Source organism: Janthinobacterium pasteuri (genome assembly GCF_051380775.1).
In the GTDB taxonomy this organism is placed as follows: domain Bacteria; phylum Pseudomonadota; class Gammaproteobacteria; order Burkholderiales; family Burkholderiaceae_D; genus Janthinobacterium.
Map to the genome: position 1 here is coordinate 1 of NZ_JBNYXS010000010.1, position 17,550 is coordinate 17,550.

15 protein-coding genes are annotated in these 17,550 nt (G+C 62.5%); 4 read left to right on the forward strand and 11 right to left on the reverse strand.

Annotation, left to right across the window (positions count from 1 at the left end):
• A partial coding sequence (locus ACQ4WN_RS12125; protein WP_436551767.1) for an IS1/IS1595 family N-terminal zinc-binding domain-containing protein occupies positions 1–317 on the reverse strand: 317 nt, incomplete at its 3' end.
• Positions 318–448: 131 nt separating this feature from the next.
• Entirely contained in the window at positions 449–1,039 is a 591-nt protein-coding gene (locus ACQ4WN_RS12130) for a glutathione peroxidase (protein WP_436551768.1), read from the reverse strand.
• A gap of 176 nt (positions 1,040–1,215) precedes the next feature.
• On the opposite strand from ACQ4WN_RS12130, the gene ACQ4WN_RS12135 reads away from it, so the two are divergent.
• Entirely contained in the window at positions 1,216–2,343 is a 1,128-nt protein-coding gene (locus ACQ4WN_RS12135; RefSeq protein ID WP_436551769.1) for an extracellular catalytic domain type 2 short-chain-length polyhydroxyalkanoate depolymerase, read from the forward strand.
• A gap of 157 nt (positions 2,344–2,500) precedes the next feature.
• Here the strand turns inward: ACQ4WN_RS12135 and gabD are convergent, their stop codons facing one another.
• From gabD to ACQ4WN_RS12170, 7 genes are all read right to left on the reverse strand, one after another.
• Entirely contained in the window at positions 2,501–3,955 is a 1,455-nt protein-coding gene (gene gabD, locus ACQ4WN_RS12140) for an NADP-dependent succinate-semialdehyde dehydrogenase (protein WP_436551770.1), read from the reverse strand.
• Positions 3,956–4,047: 92 nt separating this feature from the next.
• On the reverse strand, positions 4,048–4,890 hold the full coding sequence (locus ACQ4WN_RS12145; RefSeq protein WP_436551771.1) for a PPK2 family polyphosphate kinase: 843 nt from the start codon (positions 4,888–4,890) through the stop codon (positions 4,048–4,050).
• Positions 4,887–5,309, reverse strand: a complete 423-nt coding sequence (locus tag ACQ4WN_RS12150) for a CoA-binding protein (protein WP_436551772.1) — start codon at positions 5,307–5,309, stop codon at positions 4,887–4,889. The genes ACQ4WN_RS12145 and ACQ4WN_RS12150 overlap by 4 nt, the downstream gene beginning before the upstream one ends.
• 64 nt (positions 5,310–5,373) lie before the next feature.
• Positions 5,374–6,027: a bifunctional 2-keto-4-hydroxyglutarate aldolase/2-keto-3-deoxy-6-phosphogluconate aldolase gene (locus ACQ4WN_RS12155; protein WP_436551773.1), complete on the reverse strand. Its 654-nt coding sequence runs from the start codon at positions 6,025–6,027 to the stop codon at positions 5,374–5,376.
• A 13-nt stretch (positions 6,028–6,040) separates the two neighbouring features.
• On the reverse strand, positions 6,041–6,934 hold the full coding sequence (locus tag ACQ4WN_RS12160; RefSeq protein ID WP_436551774.1) for an SMP-30/gluconolactonase/LRE family protein: 894 nt from the start codon (positions 6,932–6,934) through the stop codon (positions 6,041–6,043).
• A 16-nt stretch (positions 6,935–6,950) separates the two neighbouring features.
• A complete protein-coding gene (araD, locus tag ACQ4WN_RS12165) occupies positions 6,951–8,681 on the reverse strand; it encodes an L-arabinonate dehydratase (protein ID WP_436551775.1) in 1,731 nt (576 codons plus the stop codon).
• Entirely contained in the window at positions 8,678–9,691 is a 1,014-nt protein-coding gene (locus ACQ4WN_RS12170) for a 2-dehydro-3-deoxygalactonokinase (RefSeq protein WP_436551776.1), read from the reverse strand. The genes araD and ACQ4WN_RS12170 overlap by 4 nt, the downstream gene beginning before the upstream one ends.
• Before the next feature lie 755 nt (positions 9,692–10,446).
• On the opposite strand from ACQ4WN_RS12170, the gene chvE reads away from it, so the two are divergent.
• From chvE to mmsB, 3 genes are all read left to right on the forward strand, one after another.
• Positions 10,447–11,469, forward strand: a complete 1,023-nt coding sequence (gene chvE, locus ACQ4WN_RS12175) for a multiple monosaccharide ABC transporter substrate-binding protein (RefSeq protein WP_436551900.1) — start codon at positions 10,447–10,449, stop codon at positions 11,467–11,469.
• Between the two features lie 115 nt (positions 11,470–11,584).
• The gene (mmsA, locus tag ACQ4WN_RS12180) at positions 11,585–13,126 is read left to right on the forward strand and encodes a multiple monosaccharide ABC transporter ATP-binding protein (RefSeq protein WP_436551777.1); all 1,542 of its coding nucleotides are present in this window, start codon (positions 11,585–11,587) and stop codon (positions 13,124–13,126) included.
• Positions 13,116–14,333: a multiple monosaccharide ABC transporter permease gene (gene mmsB / locus ACQ4WN_RS12185; RefSeq protein ID WP_436551778.1), complete on the forward strand. Its 1,218-nt coding sequence runs from the start codon at positions 13,116–13,118 to the stop codon at positions 14,331–14,333. The genes mmsA and mmsB overlap by 11 nt, the downstream gene beginning before the upstream one ends.
• Before the next feature lie 49 nt (positions 14,334–14,382).
• Here mmsB and ACQ4WN_RS12190 read toward each other — a convergent pair whose 3' ends face one another.
• Both ACQ4WN_RS12190 and ACQ4WN_RS12195 read right to left on the reverse strand, forming a co-directional pair.
• Positions 14,383–16,002 carry an NAD(P)-binding protein gene (locus tag ACQ4WN_RS12190; RefSeq protein WP_436551779.1) on the reverse strand — a complete coding sequence of 540 codons (1,620 nt, stop codon included), beginning with the start codon at positions 16,000–16,002 and terminating at the stop codon, positions 14,383–14,385.
• Complete coding sequence (locus ACQ4WN_RS12195; RefSeq protein ID WP_436551780.1) at positions 16,002–17,513, reverse strand: polyamine aminopropyltransferase; 1,512 nt, start codon at positions 17,511–17,513, stop codon at positions 16,002–16,004. Before ACQ4WN_RS12195 ends, ACQ4WN_RS12190 begins: the two co-directional genes overlap by 1 nt.
• Positions 17,514–17,550 lie beyond the last annotated feature (37 nt).

Below are 17,550 nucleotides of genomic sequence, written 5' to 3' on the forward strand. Positions count from 1 at the left end.
GCCAGCAAGCAGTCGGCATAGTTGAGCCATAAGGTCTTGTGGCGCAAGTGCGCCAGCGGCGTGCCGGTGAGCGCATTGAAGGTGCGTCCGCAGGCCACGCAGCGATAGCGCTGCAGTTCGTGCGCGTGGCCATGCCGGTGAGCATGGCTGCTGTTGCAGGCAGGACAGTGCAAGCGCTGCCGGGCCACGCTTTCGACGAGTGCCACGGCAGCGTCCTGCGGCGCTGCTCCGCGCAGCAGGGCGATGCTCGCCAGGCGTTGACGCTGGCTCAGTGCGGTGAACTGGGCGATGAAGGTTTTCCACTGGGCTGACTGCATGGAAGACTCCCGTTTGTCTGCTATGTACCGTCAGACAGCAGGGCCCCAGGAAAATTCTCGGAATTCCCCTACTTATCGGGGACAGAGCCTTAAAAAAAGCAGGCATTCAAGCCTGCTTGTGTATCGGCAACTTACATCGCCAGCGCTTTTTCCACCGCGCCAACGAGTTTTTTGTCGTCCGGCGTCACCTTGCTGGGGAAGCTTTCCACCACTTTACCGTGGCGGTCGATCAGATACTTGTGGAAATTCCAGGCCGGCGTCTTGCCCGTCTGCTTGATCAGGTCCACGTAGAGCGGATTCGGCGTGGGACCGGAAACGACGGACTTCGAAAACATGGGGAACTTCACGCCATAGGTGTTGTAGCAAAAATCGGCGATTTCCTTGCTATTGCCTGGCTCCTGCTTGCCGAAATCGTTCGACGGGAAGCCCAGCACCACCAGGCCCTTGCTGCCGTACTTGGCGTACAGCGCTTCCAGCCCTTCGTATTGATTGGTAAAACCGCAATAACTGGCCGTATTCACCACCAGCACGACCTTGCCCGCGTACTGGCACAGATTTTGCGGCGCTTCATCCTGCAAGCGGTTGAAGGTCTGTTTGAGGATGGCGGGACAGGCGGCTGGCGCGGCGGCTGTAGTGGTTTCTGCGGCATGGGCCGGCATGGCCAGGCTGGCGCCGGCGGCAAGGGTGGTCAGCGCAAACAGCTGGGCAAGGGTCTTGGACATGAAGGGCACCATGGTTGAAAAGGAAAGAAACCATTCTATGCCAAACGCCACGCACGCGTATGAGGGCCACAACAACGGCGATTGCTTGACCGGCATCAATGACCGTGCAGTACTTGCCCAACACACAGTTTTTTTCCCTATGCTCGGCCTTCCTGCCCTTGCCCTGTGGAGTAGCCATGCCCTTCCCGCGCCTGACCGCATTACCCACCGCCCTGCTGGCCGCCAGCCTGCTGATCCTGGCGCCAGAGGGCGCGCACGCCGCCAAAGCCGTCAAAGCCATCAAGCCCGCCGCGAGCAAAGACGCCCCCGCCCTGCCTGCCTACCAGGCGGACCTGAGCCAGACCACCGTATCGGGCCTGTCCTCGGGCGGCTTCATGGCGGCGCAATTTGCCGTCGCCTATTCAGCCACGGTGGCCGGCGCCGGCATCATCGCGGGCGGCCCATATTTCTGCTCAGGCCAGCCGGGCCGCTTCCCCTACATTCCCTATTTGACGAATGCCCTGACCACCTGCATGAATCCCGGCAGCGCGCAAGTGGCGCCGCCCGTGGCCAGCGAATTGCTGCGCGCGGCGAACGATTTTGCGCGCGCCCGTCTCATCGACGACACGGCCAACCTGAAACGCCAGCGCATCTATCTTTTCAGCGGAACGAAAGACCAGACCGTGACGCGGCCGGTAGTGGAGCAAGTGGAAAAATTCTATCAACTGGCGGGTACGCCGGCGGCGCAGATCCGCTTCGTCGATACGGTCGGCGCGGGCCATGCCATCATCACAGACAACAATCAGGACAAGCCCTGCGCCGTGACGGACTCGCCGTTCATCAATGACTGCGACTTCGTGCAGGCGCGCGACATCCTGCAGCACCTGTACCCGGACCTGCAGCCCTCGTCGAGCACCCTGACGGGCAAGCTGATCGCCTTCAACCAGCGCAGCTTCATCCAGAGCGCGTACTCCAGCATGAACAATACGGGCTACGCCTACATCCCGAATGCCTGCGACAGCGAGCGCTGCCGCGTGCATGTGGTCTTCCACGGCTGCCTGCAAACGACGCAAGCCATCGGCAACCGCTTCTACACCAGCACCGGCTACAACCAGGTGGCGGATGCCAACAAGATCATCGTGCTGTATCCGCAAGCCGAACCGAGCCCCGTCTACCCGTACAACCCGAAAGGCTGCTGGGATTTCTGGGGCTACACCAGCATCAATCCGATCGACCCGGATTTTTACCGCAAGAGCGGCACGCAGATGGAGGCGGTCAAGGCCATGCTGAACAGGTTAGGATCGGCTCGCAACAGCCGTCGATAACAGACGTCACGGATGCTTGAGAAAATCGTAGCGAGCGGCAACGAGGCTCGGCGCCCCCATCTGGCTAAGAAGCGCAGCTGTACTTGGTACGGGGCCGCCGAGGCAGCGAGCATCGCAGGCCGGAAAGCGCGCCGCGCAGTAGATTTAATCAAGCATCCTAGATGCCGCCCATGCAGATGTATTTGATGACGAGGTAGTCCTCGATACCGTAGGTCGACCCTTCACGGCCCAGGCCCGATTGCTTGACGCCGCCGAAGGGCGCGATCTCGTTCGAGATCAGGCCCGTGTTGACGCCAACCATACCCGTTTCCAGACCTTCGGCCACGCGCCAGATGCGGCCGATGTCGCGCGAATAGAAGTAGGCGGCCAGGCCGAATTCCGTGTTGTTGGCCAGGGCGATGACTTCATCGTCCGTCTTGAAACGGAACAGCGGCGCCAGCGGGCCGAAAGTTTCTTCCGTGGCCACGCGCATGTCGTTCGTCACATCGGCGATGATGGTCGGCTCGAAGAAGCCATTGCCCAGCGCATGGCGCTTGCCGCCGGCCAGCAGCCGGCCGCCCTTGGCCAATGCATCGGCCACGTGCTCCTCCACCTTGGCGACGGCCTTGCCATCGATCAGCGGGCCTTGCGTCACGCCCGCCTCGATGCCATTGCCAACCTTCAGCTTGGCCACGGCGGCCACCAGCTTGTCGGCAAACGCGTCATACACGCTGTCCTGCACGTACAGGCGATTGGCGCAGACGCAAGTCTGGCCTGCGTTGCGGTATTTCGAGGCGATGGCGCCTTCCACTGCCGCGTCCAGGTCGGCGTCGTCAAAGACGATGAACGGCGCGTTGCCGCCCAGTTCCAGCGAGAGCTTCTTGATCGTTGGCGCGCATTGCTCGGCCAGCAAACGGCCCACCTGAGTCGAACCCGTAAACGTCAGCTTGCGCACGATGGGGTTCGACGTCATTTCGCCGCCGATGTCTTTCGGCGCGCCAGTGACGATGCTGAACACGCCCGCAGGCACGCCCGCGCGCTCGGCCAGCACAGCCAGCGCCAGCGCGGAAAACGGCGTTGCTTCGGCCGGTTTCAAGACCATCGGGCAGCCGGCGGCCAGGGCCGGACCGACTTTGCGGGTGATCATGGCGGCGGGAAAATTCCACGGCGTGATGGCGGCGCACACGCCGATCGGCTCCTTGGTGATGACCAGGCGGCGGTCCGGCCATGGCGATTGCAGGGTATCACCCGCGATGCGCTTGCCTTCTTCGGCAAACCACTCGATGAACGATGCGCCGAACTGCACTTCACCCTTCGCTTCCGGCAAGGGCTTGCCCTGCTCGGTGGTCATGATCAGCGCCAGGTCGTCGGCGTTTTCCAGGATCAGGTCATGCCAGCGGCGCAGCACGGCCGCGCGTTCCTTGGCCGTCTTCTTGCGCCAGGCAGGCCAGGCTGCATTGGCCGCCTCGATGGCGCGGCGCGTCTCGGCTGCGCCCATCAGGGGCACCGTGCCGATATGCTCGCCGGTGGCAGGATTGCTCACATTAATCGTCTGGCCACCATCGGCATCAGCCCAGGCTCCGTTCACGTAAGCCTGGTAACGCAACAAGGTAGGATCTTTCAACTGCAGCATATGGATCTCCGGTCTGGTTTGAATTATCGACGAGGGATACTATGCCACAGCGCGGCCGATTCCGCAGGCGCAGCGCTGAACTGCCCCAAGCTCTACTCGACCTTGAAAGACGACAGTTTCGGGTCCGGTGCCGGGTATTCCAGCTTCATGCCCTGCAGGGTTTCCAGCAGCAGGGAAGCGACCGCCAGGTTGCGCTGGGTCTTGGAATTGGACGGCACCACGTACCACGGCGCGTGATCGGCATCGGTCTCGCGGATCGCCGCTTCATAGGCGCGCTGGTAGCCATCCCACTTCTTGCGCTGGGCGATATCGTTGGGATCAAACTTCCACTGGCGGTCGGGATCGTCGAGCCGCTCCTGCAGCCGTCCGCGTTGCTCATCCTTCGAGATATGCAGGAAGACTTTCAGGATGACGGTGCCCGTTTCGCTCAGCATGCGCTCGAAATCGCGGATCTGCGCGTAACGGCGCTGGCATTCGGCCTTGTCGATCATGTCCTGCACACGCGTGATCAGCACGTCTTCGTAATGGCTGCGGTTGAAGATGGCGATCTCGCCCTTCACGGGCACGTGCTGGTGCACGCGCCACAGGTAATCGTGCGCCAGTTCGATATCGGTAGGGCCCTTGAACGCCACGGCGCGGATGCCCATCGGGTTGATATTGCTGAAGATGGCCTTGACGGTACCATCCTTGCCCGAGGTGTCCATGCCCTGCAGGACCAGCAGCACCTTTTTCTTGTGCTGCGCATACAGCATGCTCTGGCACTCGGCGATCTGCGCCGTCAGCGCCACGGTTTCCTCGCGGTCCAGGGCCTTGCACTGGGCCGCCGTCAGCTTCTTGTTCGCCGCCTTGGTGGCGGCGCCCAGCAGGCGCTTGCCGGCGAATTCCTCGTTCAGCTCAAAGCCGTGGCCGGCGCGGAATTGCGTGCGCGCCTTCATGCCGCCACCGCCAGCTTGCGGTGCTCAATTTTCGTGCAGTGGTCCATCACCACCTCCAGTCCAGCCGCCCGCGCCAGCTGCGCCGCCGCCTCGTTGACGATATCGAGCTGCAGCCACAGGCAGCCGGCCTTGACGGCGATGGCTTCCTCGGCGATGGGCAAGATATCCTCGGACTTGCGGAAGCAGTCGACGATATCGATGCGCGCCGGCGCGACAAAAGCCGCAGCCTGCGTCAGGGTGGCGTAAGCGCGCTGTCCCAGCACGTCGCGCCCGGCGAGGGCCGGATTCACGGGCAGCACGCGATAGCCATGCTGCAGCAGATAGTCGGCCACTTCGTGGCTGGCGCGTTCGGGCTTGTCGGACATGCCGACGATGGCGATGATGCGGCTGTCTTGCAGGATGCGGGCGATGTTGGGCATATTCGGGTCTATGAGGCGTGCGACATTGCCCGCCTAGCGTAGCAGATTCCCGTCCCGCCGGGAGCTAGCCAGAAGACTTAGAAGTCCGCACGGCCGCCATCTTCGCCACGAAAGCTTGCGCACGCGCCGTCACGGCCGCATAGTCGCCCGTGGCTCCCGGTCCACTCAGGCTGCTGCCGATGCCGACGGCCACGGCACCGCTGGCGAACCATGCATGCAGGTTCTCCACCGTGACGCCGCCCGTCGGCATCAACGGCGCCTGCGGCAAGGGAGCGCGCAGGGCCTTGATGTAGGCGGGGCCGAACATCTCAGCGGGGAAGACCTTGACGATGTCGGCGCCCGCCTGCAGGGCCATGACGATTTCCGTCGGCGTCATCGCGCCCGGCATGGCCAGCACCTGGTAGCGCTGGCACAGCGCGATGGTGTCCACGTTCACGCCGGGCGAGATGATGAACTGGGCGCCGGCCAGGATGGCGGCGCGCGCCGTCTCCGTATCGAGCACCGTACCCGCGCCCAGCAAAACTTCGTCGCTATGGCGTTCGCGCAGGGTGCGCAGCACGCCCAGGGTATCGGGCGTGGTGAACGCCACTTCAAGCGCCGTGATGCCGCCAGCGATGCACGCCTCGGCGATCTGCACGGCAGCCTGCGCCGAAGGGGCGCGCACGATGCCGACCATGCCCCGTTCGATAATGCCCTCGAAAACCGTGTGTTTTTGCATATGCTCTCTCCTGTCAGGACGGCAGGGCGCCAAAGCGCGCTTCCGGCAAGCCGCGCAAGCCAGGCTGGCGCGCATGAAACAATCCCCCGGCCAGCGGTTCGCTCGCCAGCTGCGCCGGCGTCAAACTCTCCTGAGCGGTGGTGACGAACAATTCGTCGTAGTGCGGCCCACCCAGGCTCACGCAACTGGGCTGCGAGACGGGCAAGGTGATCGCGCGCTCGACGCTGCCGTCCGGCGCGAAGCGCAAAACCGTGCCCGCACCCCACTGCGCGCTCCACAGGTGGTCGTGCGCATCGATGGTGGCGCCGTCGGCGGCGCCCGGCCCCGGATCGAGCACGGCAAACACGCGCACCCGGCTGGCGTCGCCCCCCAGGTAATCATCCCAGCAGTAGATCGCCTTTTTCATCGAATCGCAGAAGTACATGGCCGTGCCATCGATGCTGAAGCAGATGCTGTTCGAGATGGCGATCGGCGGCAGCGGCAGACGCTCCAGGCTCAGGTCCAGGTTGAGGCGATAAAAACTGGCGATCGCATCGCGGCATGGGCGCTCATCGAGCGTGCCGAAGACAAAGCGTCCCTGACGGTCGCAGCGGCCATCGTTCAGGCGCGTCATGGGCAAGTCCGCCTCCACCGTGTGCAGGCGCGTCACGGCCCCGCTGCGCGCGTCAAACCAGGCCAGTCCGGAGGCCAGCCCCAGCAGCAGCACGTCGTCGCTGTGCGTCAGCGCAAAGCACGCCAGGCGCTCGGGCATGGCCCAGTTCTGGCGCTCCCCCGTGCCCAGCTCCAGCGCATGCAGCTGGCAGCCTTCGATATTCGTCCAGAAAACGCGGCCGCTGCGTTCGCACCAGCGCACGCCCTCGCCCAGGAAATTCTGCGCATCGACCAGTAATTGGGCCCGTGTCCCCATCATTTTTCCTTGTTTTTCAGTGTGATTCGCGCGGAACCGCCGAGCCGCGGCAGCCGACGAGAAAATCCAGGTCCGCGCCTTCGTCGGCCTGCGTCACGTGCTTGATGTACATGGACTGATAGCCGCCCTTCATGGCCGGCTGGGGTGCGCGCCACTCTTCGCGCCGGCGCGCCAGCTCGGCCTCGTCGACGTCCAGGTGCAAACGCCGGCCCGCCACGTCGAGTTCAATCATGTCGCCATCGCGCACCAGTGCCAGCGGCCCGCCGACAGCCGCTTCGGGCGCCACGTGCAGCACCACCGTGCCATAAGCCGTGCCGCTCATGCGCGCATCCGAGATGCGCACCATGTCGCGCACGCCCTGCTCCAGCAGTCTTTTCGGCAGTCCCATATTGCCCACTTCGGCCATGCCCGGATAGCCCTGCGGGCCGCAATTTTGCAGCACCATCACGCAGCTGGCGTCGATATCGAGCGCGGGATCGTCGACGCGCTTTTTATAATGCTCGATGCTGTTGAAGACGACGGCGCGGCCACGGTGCTGCATCAGTTCCGGCGAGGCGGCGGACGGCTTGATGACGGCGCCGCGCGGGGCCAGGTTGCCATGCAGGACGGCGATGCCGCCCTCGTCCTTGAATGGCTGCGCCAGCGGCGTGATCACCTCGGGATTGAAATTTTCCGCTTCGGCCACGTTGACGGCCATGCTGGCGCCCGTGACAGTCAGCGCCTCGCCATGCAATTTTCCCAGCAGGTCGCGGATGATCACGGGCAGTCCGCCCGCATAGTAAAAATCTTCCATCAGGTACTGGCCCGACGGCATCAGATTCAGCAAACAAGGAATGTCGCGGCCCAGGCGGTCCCAGTCGCCCAGGCGCATGTCCACGCCGATGCGCCCTGCAATGGCCAGCAGGTGGATCACGGCATTCGTCGAACCGCCGATGGCACCGTTGACCATGATGGCGTTTTCAAACGCCTCGCGCGTGAGGATTTGCGACAGTTTCAGGTCTTCGTGCACCATGTCGACGATGCGCCGGCCCGTCAGCTGCGCCTGCAGCTTGCGGCGCGCATCGACGGCGGGAATGGCCGCGTTGCCGGGCAGGGTCACGCCCAGCGCCTCGACCATGCTGGCCATGGTGGAGGCCGTGCCCATGGTCATGCAGTGGCCGGCGGAGCGCGACATGCACGATTCGGCCTGCTTGAATTCGGCGGACGTCATGCGCCCGGCCCGTACGTCTTCGGAAAACTTCCACACATCCGTGCCCGAACCGATCGGTTTGCCGCGATAGTTCCCGTTCAGCATGGGGCCGCCCGACAGCACGATGGTGGGCAAGTCCACGCTGGCCGCGCCCATCAGCAGCGCCGGGGTGGTCTTGTCGCAGCCCGTCAGCAGCACCACGCCATCGATCGGGTTGGCGCGGATCGATTCCTCGACATCCATGCTGGCCAGGTTACGGAACAGCATGGCCGTCGGACGCAGATTCGTCTCGCCCAGCGACATCACGGGAAATTCGACGGGGAAACCGCCCGCTTCGAGCACGCCGCGCTTGACCATCTCGGCCAGGTCGCGGAAATGGCCATTGCAAGGCGTCAGCTCGGACCAGGTATTGCAGATGCCGATGACGGGCCGGCCATCGAAGGCGTCGCCGGGATAACCCTGGTTCTTCATCCAGCTGCGGTGGATGAAACTGTCCTTGTCGTCGCCGCCAAACCACGCTTGCGAACGCAAGGGACGCTTGTTCTTGTTGTCACTCATACCGTCTCCTGCCGGGAAATCAAGCCGCGCGCGGCGGCGATCAGCAGCGCACCGTGACCGGCCAGGTTTGCTTGGTGCTGGTCGTCGACAATGATGCGCTTGCCATAAAAAAAACCGTGTTCTTCGATCAGCAGCCCGAGCGCCTGGCGCAGCATGGGCTTGCCGGTAATGACGAGCGGCGTATCGGGCCGCATCTGGATGGCGGTGCTGTTGCGCAGCGCCAGCAAGTCGCCGCTGAGGACGGCGCCCATCAGGAAATTGGCCCGCTCATTGCATTCGACGGCGCTGAACTGGCCCAGGGTGCGCACGCTGAAGCAGGCGCGCGCCAGCCCTGTCTTTTGCGCTGCGGCCGCACCGGCCAGCAGCATTTTCGGCACCAGGGTCTGCGCAAAACCGCCATCGACCGATTGCTTGATCAGGGTGTGCTGGGTGATCGCCTGCAGCAGCTCGCCCGCGATGGTGGTGCTGCAGCCGAGGATGCGGCGCTGCTCGTCCACGCTGATCAGTTTGGTGTGCGAACCGGGCATGATCAAGGTCGCCGCGCCACGCAATTGCAGGCGCTCGAGCAGCGCGACGACTTCCGTCTCTTCACCGCGCATCATGTCCATCGCTTCGACGTTATGCAGGCCGACGGCGCCATGCTGGTTGCGCACGCCAGGGATCAGCCACAGGGGCTGCGCCAGCACGTCGGGCAAGTCCACCGCCTGCATGCCTTGCGCCAGCTGGGCCAGGCCGGCGGGCGCCGGCAAATGCGGTACTTCCTGCACCCCCATGGGCGAGGTGATCATGCCCGAGGCCAGCGCCAGATCCACCTCGGACGACGCGATCCCCGCGCTGGCCAGCACGCTGGCGATGGTGTCGCGCAGCGCCTGTTTCAGCGCGCCGTTATGGCCATCGATGGCGGTATTGCGCACGCCCGTTTCCAGCTGCGCCTGGGCGACGACAACGCCTGCGCGCCACAGCAAGGTACGCGTATTGGTGGTGCCGGCATCGATGGTGAGTATGTTCATGGGCAGGTTCGCAGCGTCGTTAAAGGCAAAAATAAATGAGCGAAAAACCACCCCATGGTAGAACTGCCCCGCATATCTGACCAATCACTTATTTGACATCATTGATACCGGTTCTGATATGTCAAACGCGTCAATATCCTGCACGCCCAATCGGTAGGCGAGCTTGAACTGCTTCACCTGTCCCGGCTGCAATTGGACGCCCTGCGCCAGCAGGGAAAAACAGCGCGCATCGGAAGACAGATGGCAGCGTTCCTGGCTACTGGAAAAGCGCAAGACCCGGCCGGAAGCGGGGTCGGCAACAGGGAAGCGGGAGAAATCGGCAGCATGGCGGCTTTCAAAAGAGCGTGACGGGATGGCTGGTCTTCAAGTCCGGATCGATTCTGCGCGCCGACCTGTGTCGCCGCAATGACGAAAATCACCAAATTGAATGATGATTATTGGTATTGCGGCGCACCAAAAATAGCCGACGCCCGGCCCCCGTTTCCGTCCTGCCAGCGGGAAGGACGGGGCGTATGGCGCATTGCATCAATTAGCTCATCGATATCATTTTGGATATCGCCAATGCGAAAAAAGTGATTGGTGAGGGATGGATGGACAAACTAGTATCAGCCGTGGCCTGCAATCGGCCATCCGCACGGAGCCCGCCCCACTGGGACGACGGCCCTGGCACATTCAACTATCGAAGACGGTGGAGATCTGAAATGAAAACAACAATGAAAATGCTGACCGCGAGCCTGGCACTGGCCATCTCCGGCATGGCAGTAATGCCCGTGGCAAGCGCCGCCGACAAGGGCGCGATCGGCATTTCGATGCCGACCAAGTCATCCATGCGCTGGATCGCCGACGGCGACAACATGGTCAAGGTATTCAAGGAGCGCGGCTACAAGACGGACTTGCAGTTTGCCGACGACGATATCCCGAACCAGCTGGCGCAGGTGGAAAACATGATCACCAAGGGCGCCAAGGTGCTGGTGATCGCCGCCATCGATGGCACCACCTTGTCAAACGTGCTGCAAAAGGCGGCCGACAAGGGCATCAAGGTCATCTCGTATGACCGTCTGATCCGCGGCACGAAAAATATCGATTACTACGCCACCTTCGACAACTTCCAGGTCGGCGTACTGCAAGCGGGCTATATCGAATCGGCGCTGAAACTCAAGGAAGGCAAGGGGCCGTTCAATATCGAACTGTTCGGCGGTTCGGCTGACGACAACAACGCGCACTTCTTCTACAACGGCGCGCTGTCGGTCCTGAAACCGTACATCGACAGCGGCAAGCTGGTGGTGCGCTCGAAGCAGATGGGCATGGAAAAGGTCGCCACCTTGCGCTGGGATGGCGCCGTGGCGCAGGCGCGCATGGACAACCTGCTCAGCGCCTACTATGGCAATGCGCGTGTCGATGCGGTGCTGTCGCCGTACGACGGCTTGAGCATCGGCATCCTGTCCTCGCTCAAGGGTGTCGGCTACGGCACGCCGAAACAGCCGTTCCCCGTCGTGACGGGCCAGGATGCGGAAATCCCGTCGGTGAAATCGATCATCCGCGGCGAACAGGCGTCGACCGTGTTCAAGGACACGCGCGAACTGGCCAAGGTGACGGCGAATATGGTCGATGCGATGATGGGCGGCAAGACGCCGACCGTCAACGATACCAAGACCTATAACAACGGCGTCAAGGTGGTTCCATCGTACCTGCTCAAACCCGTCACCGTCGACAAGGCGAACTGGAAGCAGGTGCTCGTCACCGGCAGCGGCTACTACACGGAAGCGCAAGTGCAATAAGCATCGACGGTACTGAAGGCCCGGCGCTACCGGGCCTTTCGCTTCATGCAATATCCAGAACAAGACTGCCGCACGACCGATGCCGAAAAGCGCGCGGCCGTGCCAGAGAGGTAATATGACGAACACTATCCTGGAAATGCGCGGGATACGCAAAACATTCCCGGGCGTCGTTGCGCTCGACAATGTCAATCTGCGGGTACGCAGCGGCGAGATCCACGCCATCGTCGGCGAAAACGGCGCCGGCAAATCGACCCTGATGAAAGTGCTGAGCGGCGTCTACGGCCATGGCAGCTATACGGGCGACATCGATTACCTGGGCCAGACGCGGCATTTCCGCGGCATCAAGGACAGCGAAGAAATCGGTATCATCATCATCCACCAGGAACTGGCGCTGGTACCGCTGCTGTCGATCGCCGAGAATATCTTTCTCGGCAACGAACCGGCCCGCATGGGCGTCATCGACTGGGAATACGCGCAAACGAAGACACGCGAACTGTTGCACAAGGTCGGCCTGAAAGAGTCCCCGGACACCCTGATCACCAATCTGGGCGTGGGCAAGCAGCAGCTGATCGAAATCGCCAAGGCGTTGTGCAAGGACGTCAAGCTCCTGATCCTCGACGAACCGACTGCCAGCCTGAACGAAAGTGACAGCGCGGCCCTGCTCGATTTGCTGCTGGAGCTGAAACGCCAGGGCATCGCATCGATCCTGATTTCGCACAAGCTCAATGAAATTTCACGGGTCGCCGATGCCATCACGGTGCTGCGCGACGGGAATACGGTCGACAGTTTCGACTGCCGCGTCGAACCCGTCAGCGAAGACCGCATCATCGAAAAAATGGTCGGGCGCGAGATGGCCGACCGCTATCCGCCGCGCACGCCCACCATCGGCGAGACCATTTTCGAAGTGCGCGACTGGCGCGTCTTCCATCCCGAGCATGCCGACCGCCCCGTCATCAAGGGCATCAGCATGCATGCAAAAAAGGGCGAAATCATCGGCATCGCCGGCTTGATGGGTTCCGGGCGCACGGAACTGGCAATGAGCATTTTCGGGCGCGCCTACGGCCAGCGCATCAGCGGTACGGTGCTCAAGAATGGCCAGGAAATCGACGTCAGCACCATCGGCAAGGCGATCGCCCATGGCCTGGCATATGTCACCGAAGACCGCAAGGGCCTGGGCCTGATCCTGGAAGAGGACATCAAGAAAAACACCAGCCTGGCCAACCTGGACGCGGTATCGACCCGCACGGTCATCGACGAGGCGCGCGAGTTCGGCGTGGCCGACGAGTTCCGCCGCAAGCTCAAAATCCGCTGCTCGAGCATCCTGCAAAAGGTGGTCAACCTGTCCGGCGGCAACCAGCAGAAAGTGGTGCTGGCGAAGTGGCTTTTTTCGCGCCCCGACATCCTGATCCTCGATGAACCGAGCCGCGGCATCGACGTGGGCGCCAAATACGAGATCTACAGCATCATCAGCGAGCTGGCCGCCGAAGGCAAATGCATCATCATGATTTCCTCGGAAATGCCGGAATTGCTGGGCATGTGCGACCGGATCTATGTCATGAACGAAGGCAGCTTTGCGGCAGAACTGAGCGCAGCAGAAGCATCGCAGGAGCGAATCATGCGCGCAATCGTTACACACGGAGAAAACAATGAACAATAAACTGACAGCGGGAGCGGCGGCAGGCGCCACCACCGGCACTGCGCCGGCCGCCAAGAGCTATGCCGGCTTCTTGAAAAACAATATGCGCGACTACGGCATGCTGCTCTCCCTGATCGTCATCATGGGCTTTTTCCAGTACATGACCGACGGCACCCTGATGCAGCCGCTGAACCTGACCAACCTGGTGCTGCAAAACAGCTACATCGTCATCATGGCGCTAGGCATGCTGATGGTCATCGTGGCCGGCCATATCGATTTGTCCGTTGGCTCGGTGGTCGGCTTCGTCGGTGCGCTGGCGGCCGTCCTGATCGTCAACTACCACATGAATTTTGTCGCCGCCAGCATCCTCTGCCTGCTGGCAGGCGCCGTGATCGGCGGCGCGCAAGGGTATTTTGTCGCCTTCTTTAAAATCCCGTCCTTCATCGTCACCCTGGCCGGCATGCTGGTATTCAAGGGCCTGACCCTGGCGCTGCTGGCTGGTCAGTCGGTCGGCCCCTTCCCGGAAGGCTTCCAGATGCTCAGCTCGGGCTTCCTGCCCGACCCGTTCGGCGGAGAGAATCTACGCGGCTTGTCGCTGCTGCTGGGCGTGATCGCCGCCGCGGCGCTGATCATCACCTCGCTGCGCAGCCGCGCCAAGCAACTCAGGCATGGCATGGAAAACGAGCCGCGCGCCTTCTTCCTGCTGAAAAACGCGATCTTCGCCGCCGTGATGGTGTATTTCAGCTACCTGCTGGCGTCGTACCGCGGTTTCCCCAACGTGCTGGCCGTGATGTCCCTGCTCATCGTCGCCTACACCTTCATTACCAACCGCACCGTGCTGGGCCGCCGCGTATATGCCGTCGGCGGCAACGAAAAGGCGGCGCGCCTGTCCGGCATCAAGACGGAACGGGTCAGCTTCTACACCTTCGTCAACATGGGCATGCTGGCCGCGCTGGCGGGCCTGATCTTCGCGGCGCGCCTGAACACGGCCACGCCGAAGGCCGGCACGGGTTTCGAGCTGGACGTGATCGCCGCCTGCTTCATTGGCGGCGCCTCGGCCTCGGGTGGCGTGGGCAAGGTGATGGGGGCCGTCATCGGCGCCTTCATCATGGGCGTGATGAACAACGGCATGTCCATCATGGGCATCGGCATCGATTACCAGCAGGTGATCAAGGGCCTGGTGCTGCTGGCGGCCGTGTTCTTCGACGTGATCAACAAGAACAAGTAGACCGGTTCGAGCCTTAGGGGGCTCTGGCCGGCGTTCGCGTCGGCCTTTTTTATGCTGCGGCTAATCGCGCAGCGCGGTCCCCCCACCACGCGGCCTCTTCGAACACGGAAAATCCCGACAGATCGGCATGCGCGAACAGGATCGCACCGTCATGTTCACGCAAGGCCTTCAGCCCCGCATTGCTGCGGAATCCCGGCAAGGGTGCGGCCATGGCGTGGCCGCGCACGGTGATGTCGACGCGCTCGACGCAGCTGGCAAAATCGCGTCCATACGCCGTTTTCAGGTCGACGCTGGCCAGCGCCAGCAATTGCTCGGGCGTGGCCACATCTAACCATTTGCGCGCTTGCTGCGGCGTGCGGTCGGACAAGGCCACGTAAGCGCTGAAGACGGTTTTCTCGGGCGGGCGCACGCGGATATCCTGATGGGTCGAGACGACATAACCGAGGCCCGGTTCCTGGTACACCACGTTGTCCCAGCACAGGGGTGCATGCGGCAGTTCGTCGGGAAAGCGTTTCAGTAAAAAATTCGCCACCATCCACGGCGCATACGCGGGCGTGTGCAGCTTCGCGTCAAAGCCGTAGCTGGCAATGTCCGGCACCACGCGCGCCGCCACATACAAGGGCATGGCGCAGATGGCCTTGCGCGCCTTGACCAGGTAGGTGCGTGGCTGGCCATCGACCAGTTCCAGGCACAGCGCTTCCACGCCCTGGTCCGTCGTCTGCACGGAAACCACCGTGCCCGCATGACGTTTGACGCCCGAGGCCCGCTCCATGGCCGTGGCCACCGGTTGCATGCCACCGGGCCAGGTCAGCCAGGCGCCGTTGCCCGCATTCGCCGCCTGCCCCCAGCGGCTGCAATAGTAATGCAGGCCGGCCCAGGCCGACACCTGGTCGTAGCGCGTGCCATAGTCGTCGCGGCAGCAGTAATTCAAATACCAGTGCAGGGTGGGCGAGGTATAGCCTTCACGCTCCATCCACTGCTTCAAGGTGATGGCGTCGAGCGCCTGCCAGGCCGGGTCTTGCGACGACTCCACGGTGGGAAAGACAAACACGCGCTTGCCATCGTTGCCGCGCGCCTGGCGCAGCTGCGCCACCTGCGCGAAGAAGCGCTGGTGCTGCGCCAGTTCCGCAGGCGGCACGCCTTCGGTGGGAATGAAGCCGTCCTGCCAATGGCCGTTGAACAGCAGGCGCTCCTCGGGCGCGTGCAGAATATAGCGCTCGTCGTAAGTCGGCTTTTCCGCCATCGGGTCACGTTGAATGATCCCCAGGTCGAACAGGATCTCGCGCACATGGGTCGATTCGGGCGAAGGCAGCGGCAGGTAATGGCCACCGGTCGGATAGGCCAGGTCGCCGAAATGGCCGCCGGCCGCGTTGCCGTAGGGCTGGGGGCCGTCGACCATCAGGAAATCCCGGTGCCCAAGCTTGTTCAAGCGCCAGGCAGCCGTCAGGCCGGCGATGCCGGAGCCAAGGATGGCAACATCGGTCGTCAGCGTTCGGGAAGGTGCTGGCAATGCCTTGCGATCGCGAAGATAGTGTCCTTCGCTGCGGCCCGGATACAACACCTTCGGCGTGATTTCCTGCCAGCGCAGATACGCGGCGATGCTGCCGATGCCGGCCGTCGCCGCTGCAGTGCCGCCGGCAGCCCACAGCATGAAGGAGCGGCGCTGCATCAGCGGATCACCCGGTTCCAGTCCTGCTCGAATTCATGCACGAGCGACTGGGTGTTGAGGCGATTCGGCGCCATCGGCAACGGCTGCATGTCGGGCGGGAAAATGAACATCTCGCGCGTGGTGTCCGCATTCAGGTAGCGCATGGGCAGGCGGTATGTCGTCGGCGGTGTGTAGTCGAGCTGGGGCGAGGCCAGAATAAAACCCCATTCGCCGAACGAGGGCACGTAAGCGTGGTAGGGCCAGGTGCGCATGCCCACTTCGCGCAGGGTCGAATTGATGGTCCAGTAGGCGTGCGGGGCAAAGAACGGCGACGTCGATTGCACCACCATCAAGCCCTTGGCCGCCAGGTGTTTTTTTACCAGGTCGTAGAAAGGCACGGAATACAGTTTTCCAAGCGCGAAGCTGGAAGGATCGGGAAAGTCGACGATGGCCGCGTCGAACATGTCGCCGTTATTGCGCAGCCAGACGGCGGCATCGGCATTAACGACGGTGACGCGCTTGTCCGAGAACGAATTGTTATTCAGCTTTGCCAGTTCCGGGCGCGTGGTAAACGCGGCCGTCATGGCGGGGTCGAGGTCGACCACGGTGACGTGTTCGATATTCGGATAGCGCAAGATTTCGCGCAGCGCCAGGCCATCGCCGCCGCCCAGCACCAGCACGCGGCGCGCCCATGGCAAGGCTTCCAGCACGGGGTGCACCAGCGCTTCGTGGTAGCGGTACTCGTCGCGCGAGGAAAACTGCAGGTTGCCATTGATGTACAGCCGCGTATCGTCCTTCCAGCGCGTGATCACCAGGCGCTGGTAGGGCGTGGTGGTGGAATACACGATCTGGTCACCGAACAGGCCATGTTCGCCCCAGGCCACCATGCGGTCCGACATGGCAAAGCCGACGATCAGCAGCAGCATCACGACGCAGGCGCGCAGGAAGCGCCCCGTGAGGTTCTTCAGCTCGGCGCGGAACACGTAAATCGTCCACAGGCCCACGCCCACATTGAGCATGCCGAACAAAAAGCCCGTACGCACCAGTCCCAGGTACGGCGACAGCACCAGCGGGAACAACAGGGAAACTGCCAGCGCGCCCAGGTAATCGAAGGTCAGTACGCGGCTGACAAGTTCACTAAATTCCGTCTGGCGCGAATTGAGGGCGCGCATCACCAGCGGCACTTCCATGCCGACCAGTGCGCCGATCAGGAATACCATCACATACAATAAGGTGCGAAATGGCGCCGCCATCCACGAAAACGTCATGAACAGGATGGCGGCCGACAAGCCGCCGATCAGGCCCACGGCCAGCTCGATGTCGACGAAGCGCGAGAGCACATCGTCGTCCCGCACATACTTTGAAAAGTGAGCACCTACACCCATGGCGAACAGGTAACAGCCAATGATGGTGGAAAACTGCAGGATGGAGTCGCCGAGCAGGTAGCTGGACATGGCGCCGGCGATCAGCTCATACGCGAGGCCGCAGGAGGCGACCACGAAGACGGACAAGATCAGAATTTTTTTGTTCATTGGACTTTTTTTGTTCTAATATGCGTTGACGTTATCA

Bases quoted from the DNA above. Each gene is read 5' to 3' on its own strand.
- ACQ4WN_RS12130 (WP_436551768.1), bottom strand. From the start codon at position 1,039: ATGTCCAAGACCCTTGCCCAGCTGTTTGCGCTGACCACCCTTGCCGCC.
- ACQ4WN_RS12160 (WP_436551774.1), bottom strand. From the start codon at position 6,934: ATGGGGACACGGGCCCAATTACTGGTCGATGCGCAGAATTTCCTGGGC.
- gabD (WP_436551770.1), bottom strand. From the start codon at position 3,955: ATGCTGCAGTTGAAAGATCCTACCTTGTTGCGTTACCAGGCTTACGTG.
- ACQ4WN_RS12135 (WP_436551769.1), top strand. From the start codon at position 1,216: ATGCCCTTCCCGCGCCTGACCGCATTACCCACCGCCCTGCTGGCCGCC.
- chvE (WP_436551900.1), top strand. From the start codon at position 10,447: ATGGCAGTAATGCCCGTGGCAAGCGCCGCCGACAAGGGCGCGATCGGC.
- ACQ4WN_RS12155 (WP_436551773.1), bottom strand. From the start codon at position 6,027: ATGCAAAAACACACGGTTTTCGAGGGCATTATCGAACGGGGCATGGTC.
- ACQ4WN_RS12195 (WP_436551780.1), bottom strand. From the start codon at position 17,513: ATGAACAAAAAAATTCTGATCTTGTCCGTCTTCGTGGTCGCCTCCTGC.
- mmsA (WP_436551777.1), top strand. From the start codon at position 11,585: ATGACGAACACTATCCTGGAAATGCGCGGGATACGCAAAACATTCCCG.
- ACQ4WN_RS12145 (WP_436551771.1), bottom strand. From the start codon at position 4,890: ATGAAGGCGCGCACGCAATTCCGCGCCGGCCACGGCTTTGAGCTGAAC.
- araD (WP_436551775.1), bottom strand. From the start codon at position 8,681: ATGAGTGACAACAAGAACAAGCGTCCCTTGCGTTCGCAAGCGTGGTTT.
- mmsB (WP_436551778.1), top strand. From the start codon at position 13,116: ATGAACAATAAACTGACAGCGGGAGCGGCGGCAGGCGCCACCACCGGC.
- ACQ4WN_RS12170 (WP_436551776.1), bottom strand. From the start codon at position 9,691: ATGAACATACTCACCATCGATGCCGGCACCACCAATACGCGTACCTTG.
- ACQ4WN_RS12150 (WP_436551772.1), bottom strand. From the start codon at position 5,309: ATGCCCAACATCGCCCGCATCCTGCAAGACAGCCGCATCATCGCCATC.
- ACQ4WN_RS12190 (WP_436551779.1), bottom strand. From the start codon at position 16,002: ATGCAGCGCCGCTCCTTCATGCTGTGGGCTGCCGGCGGCACTGCAGCG.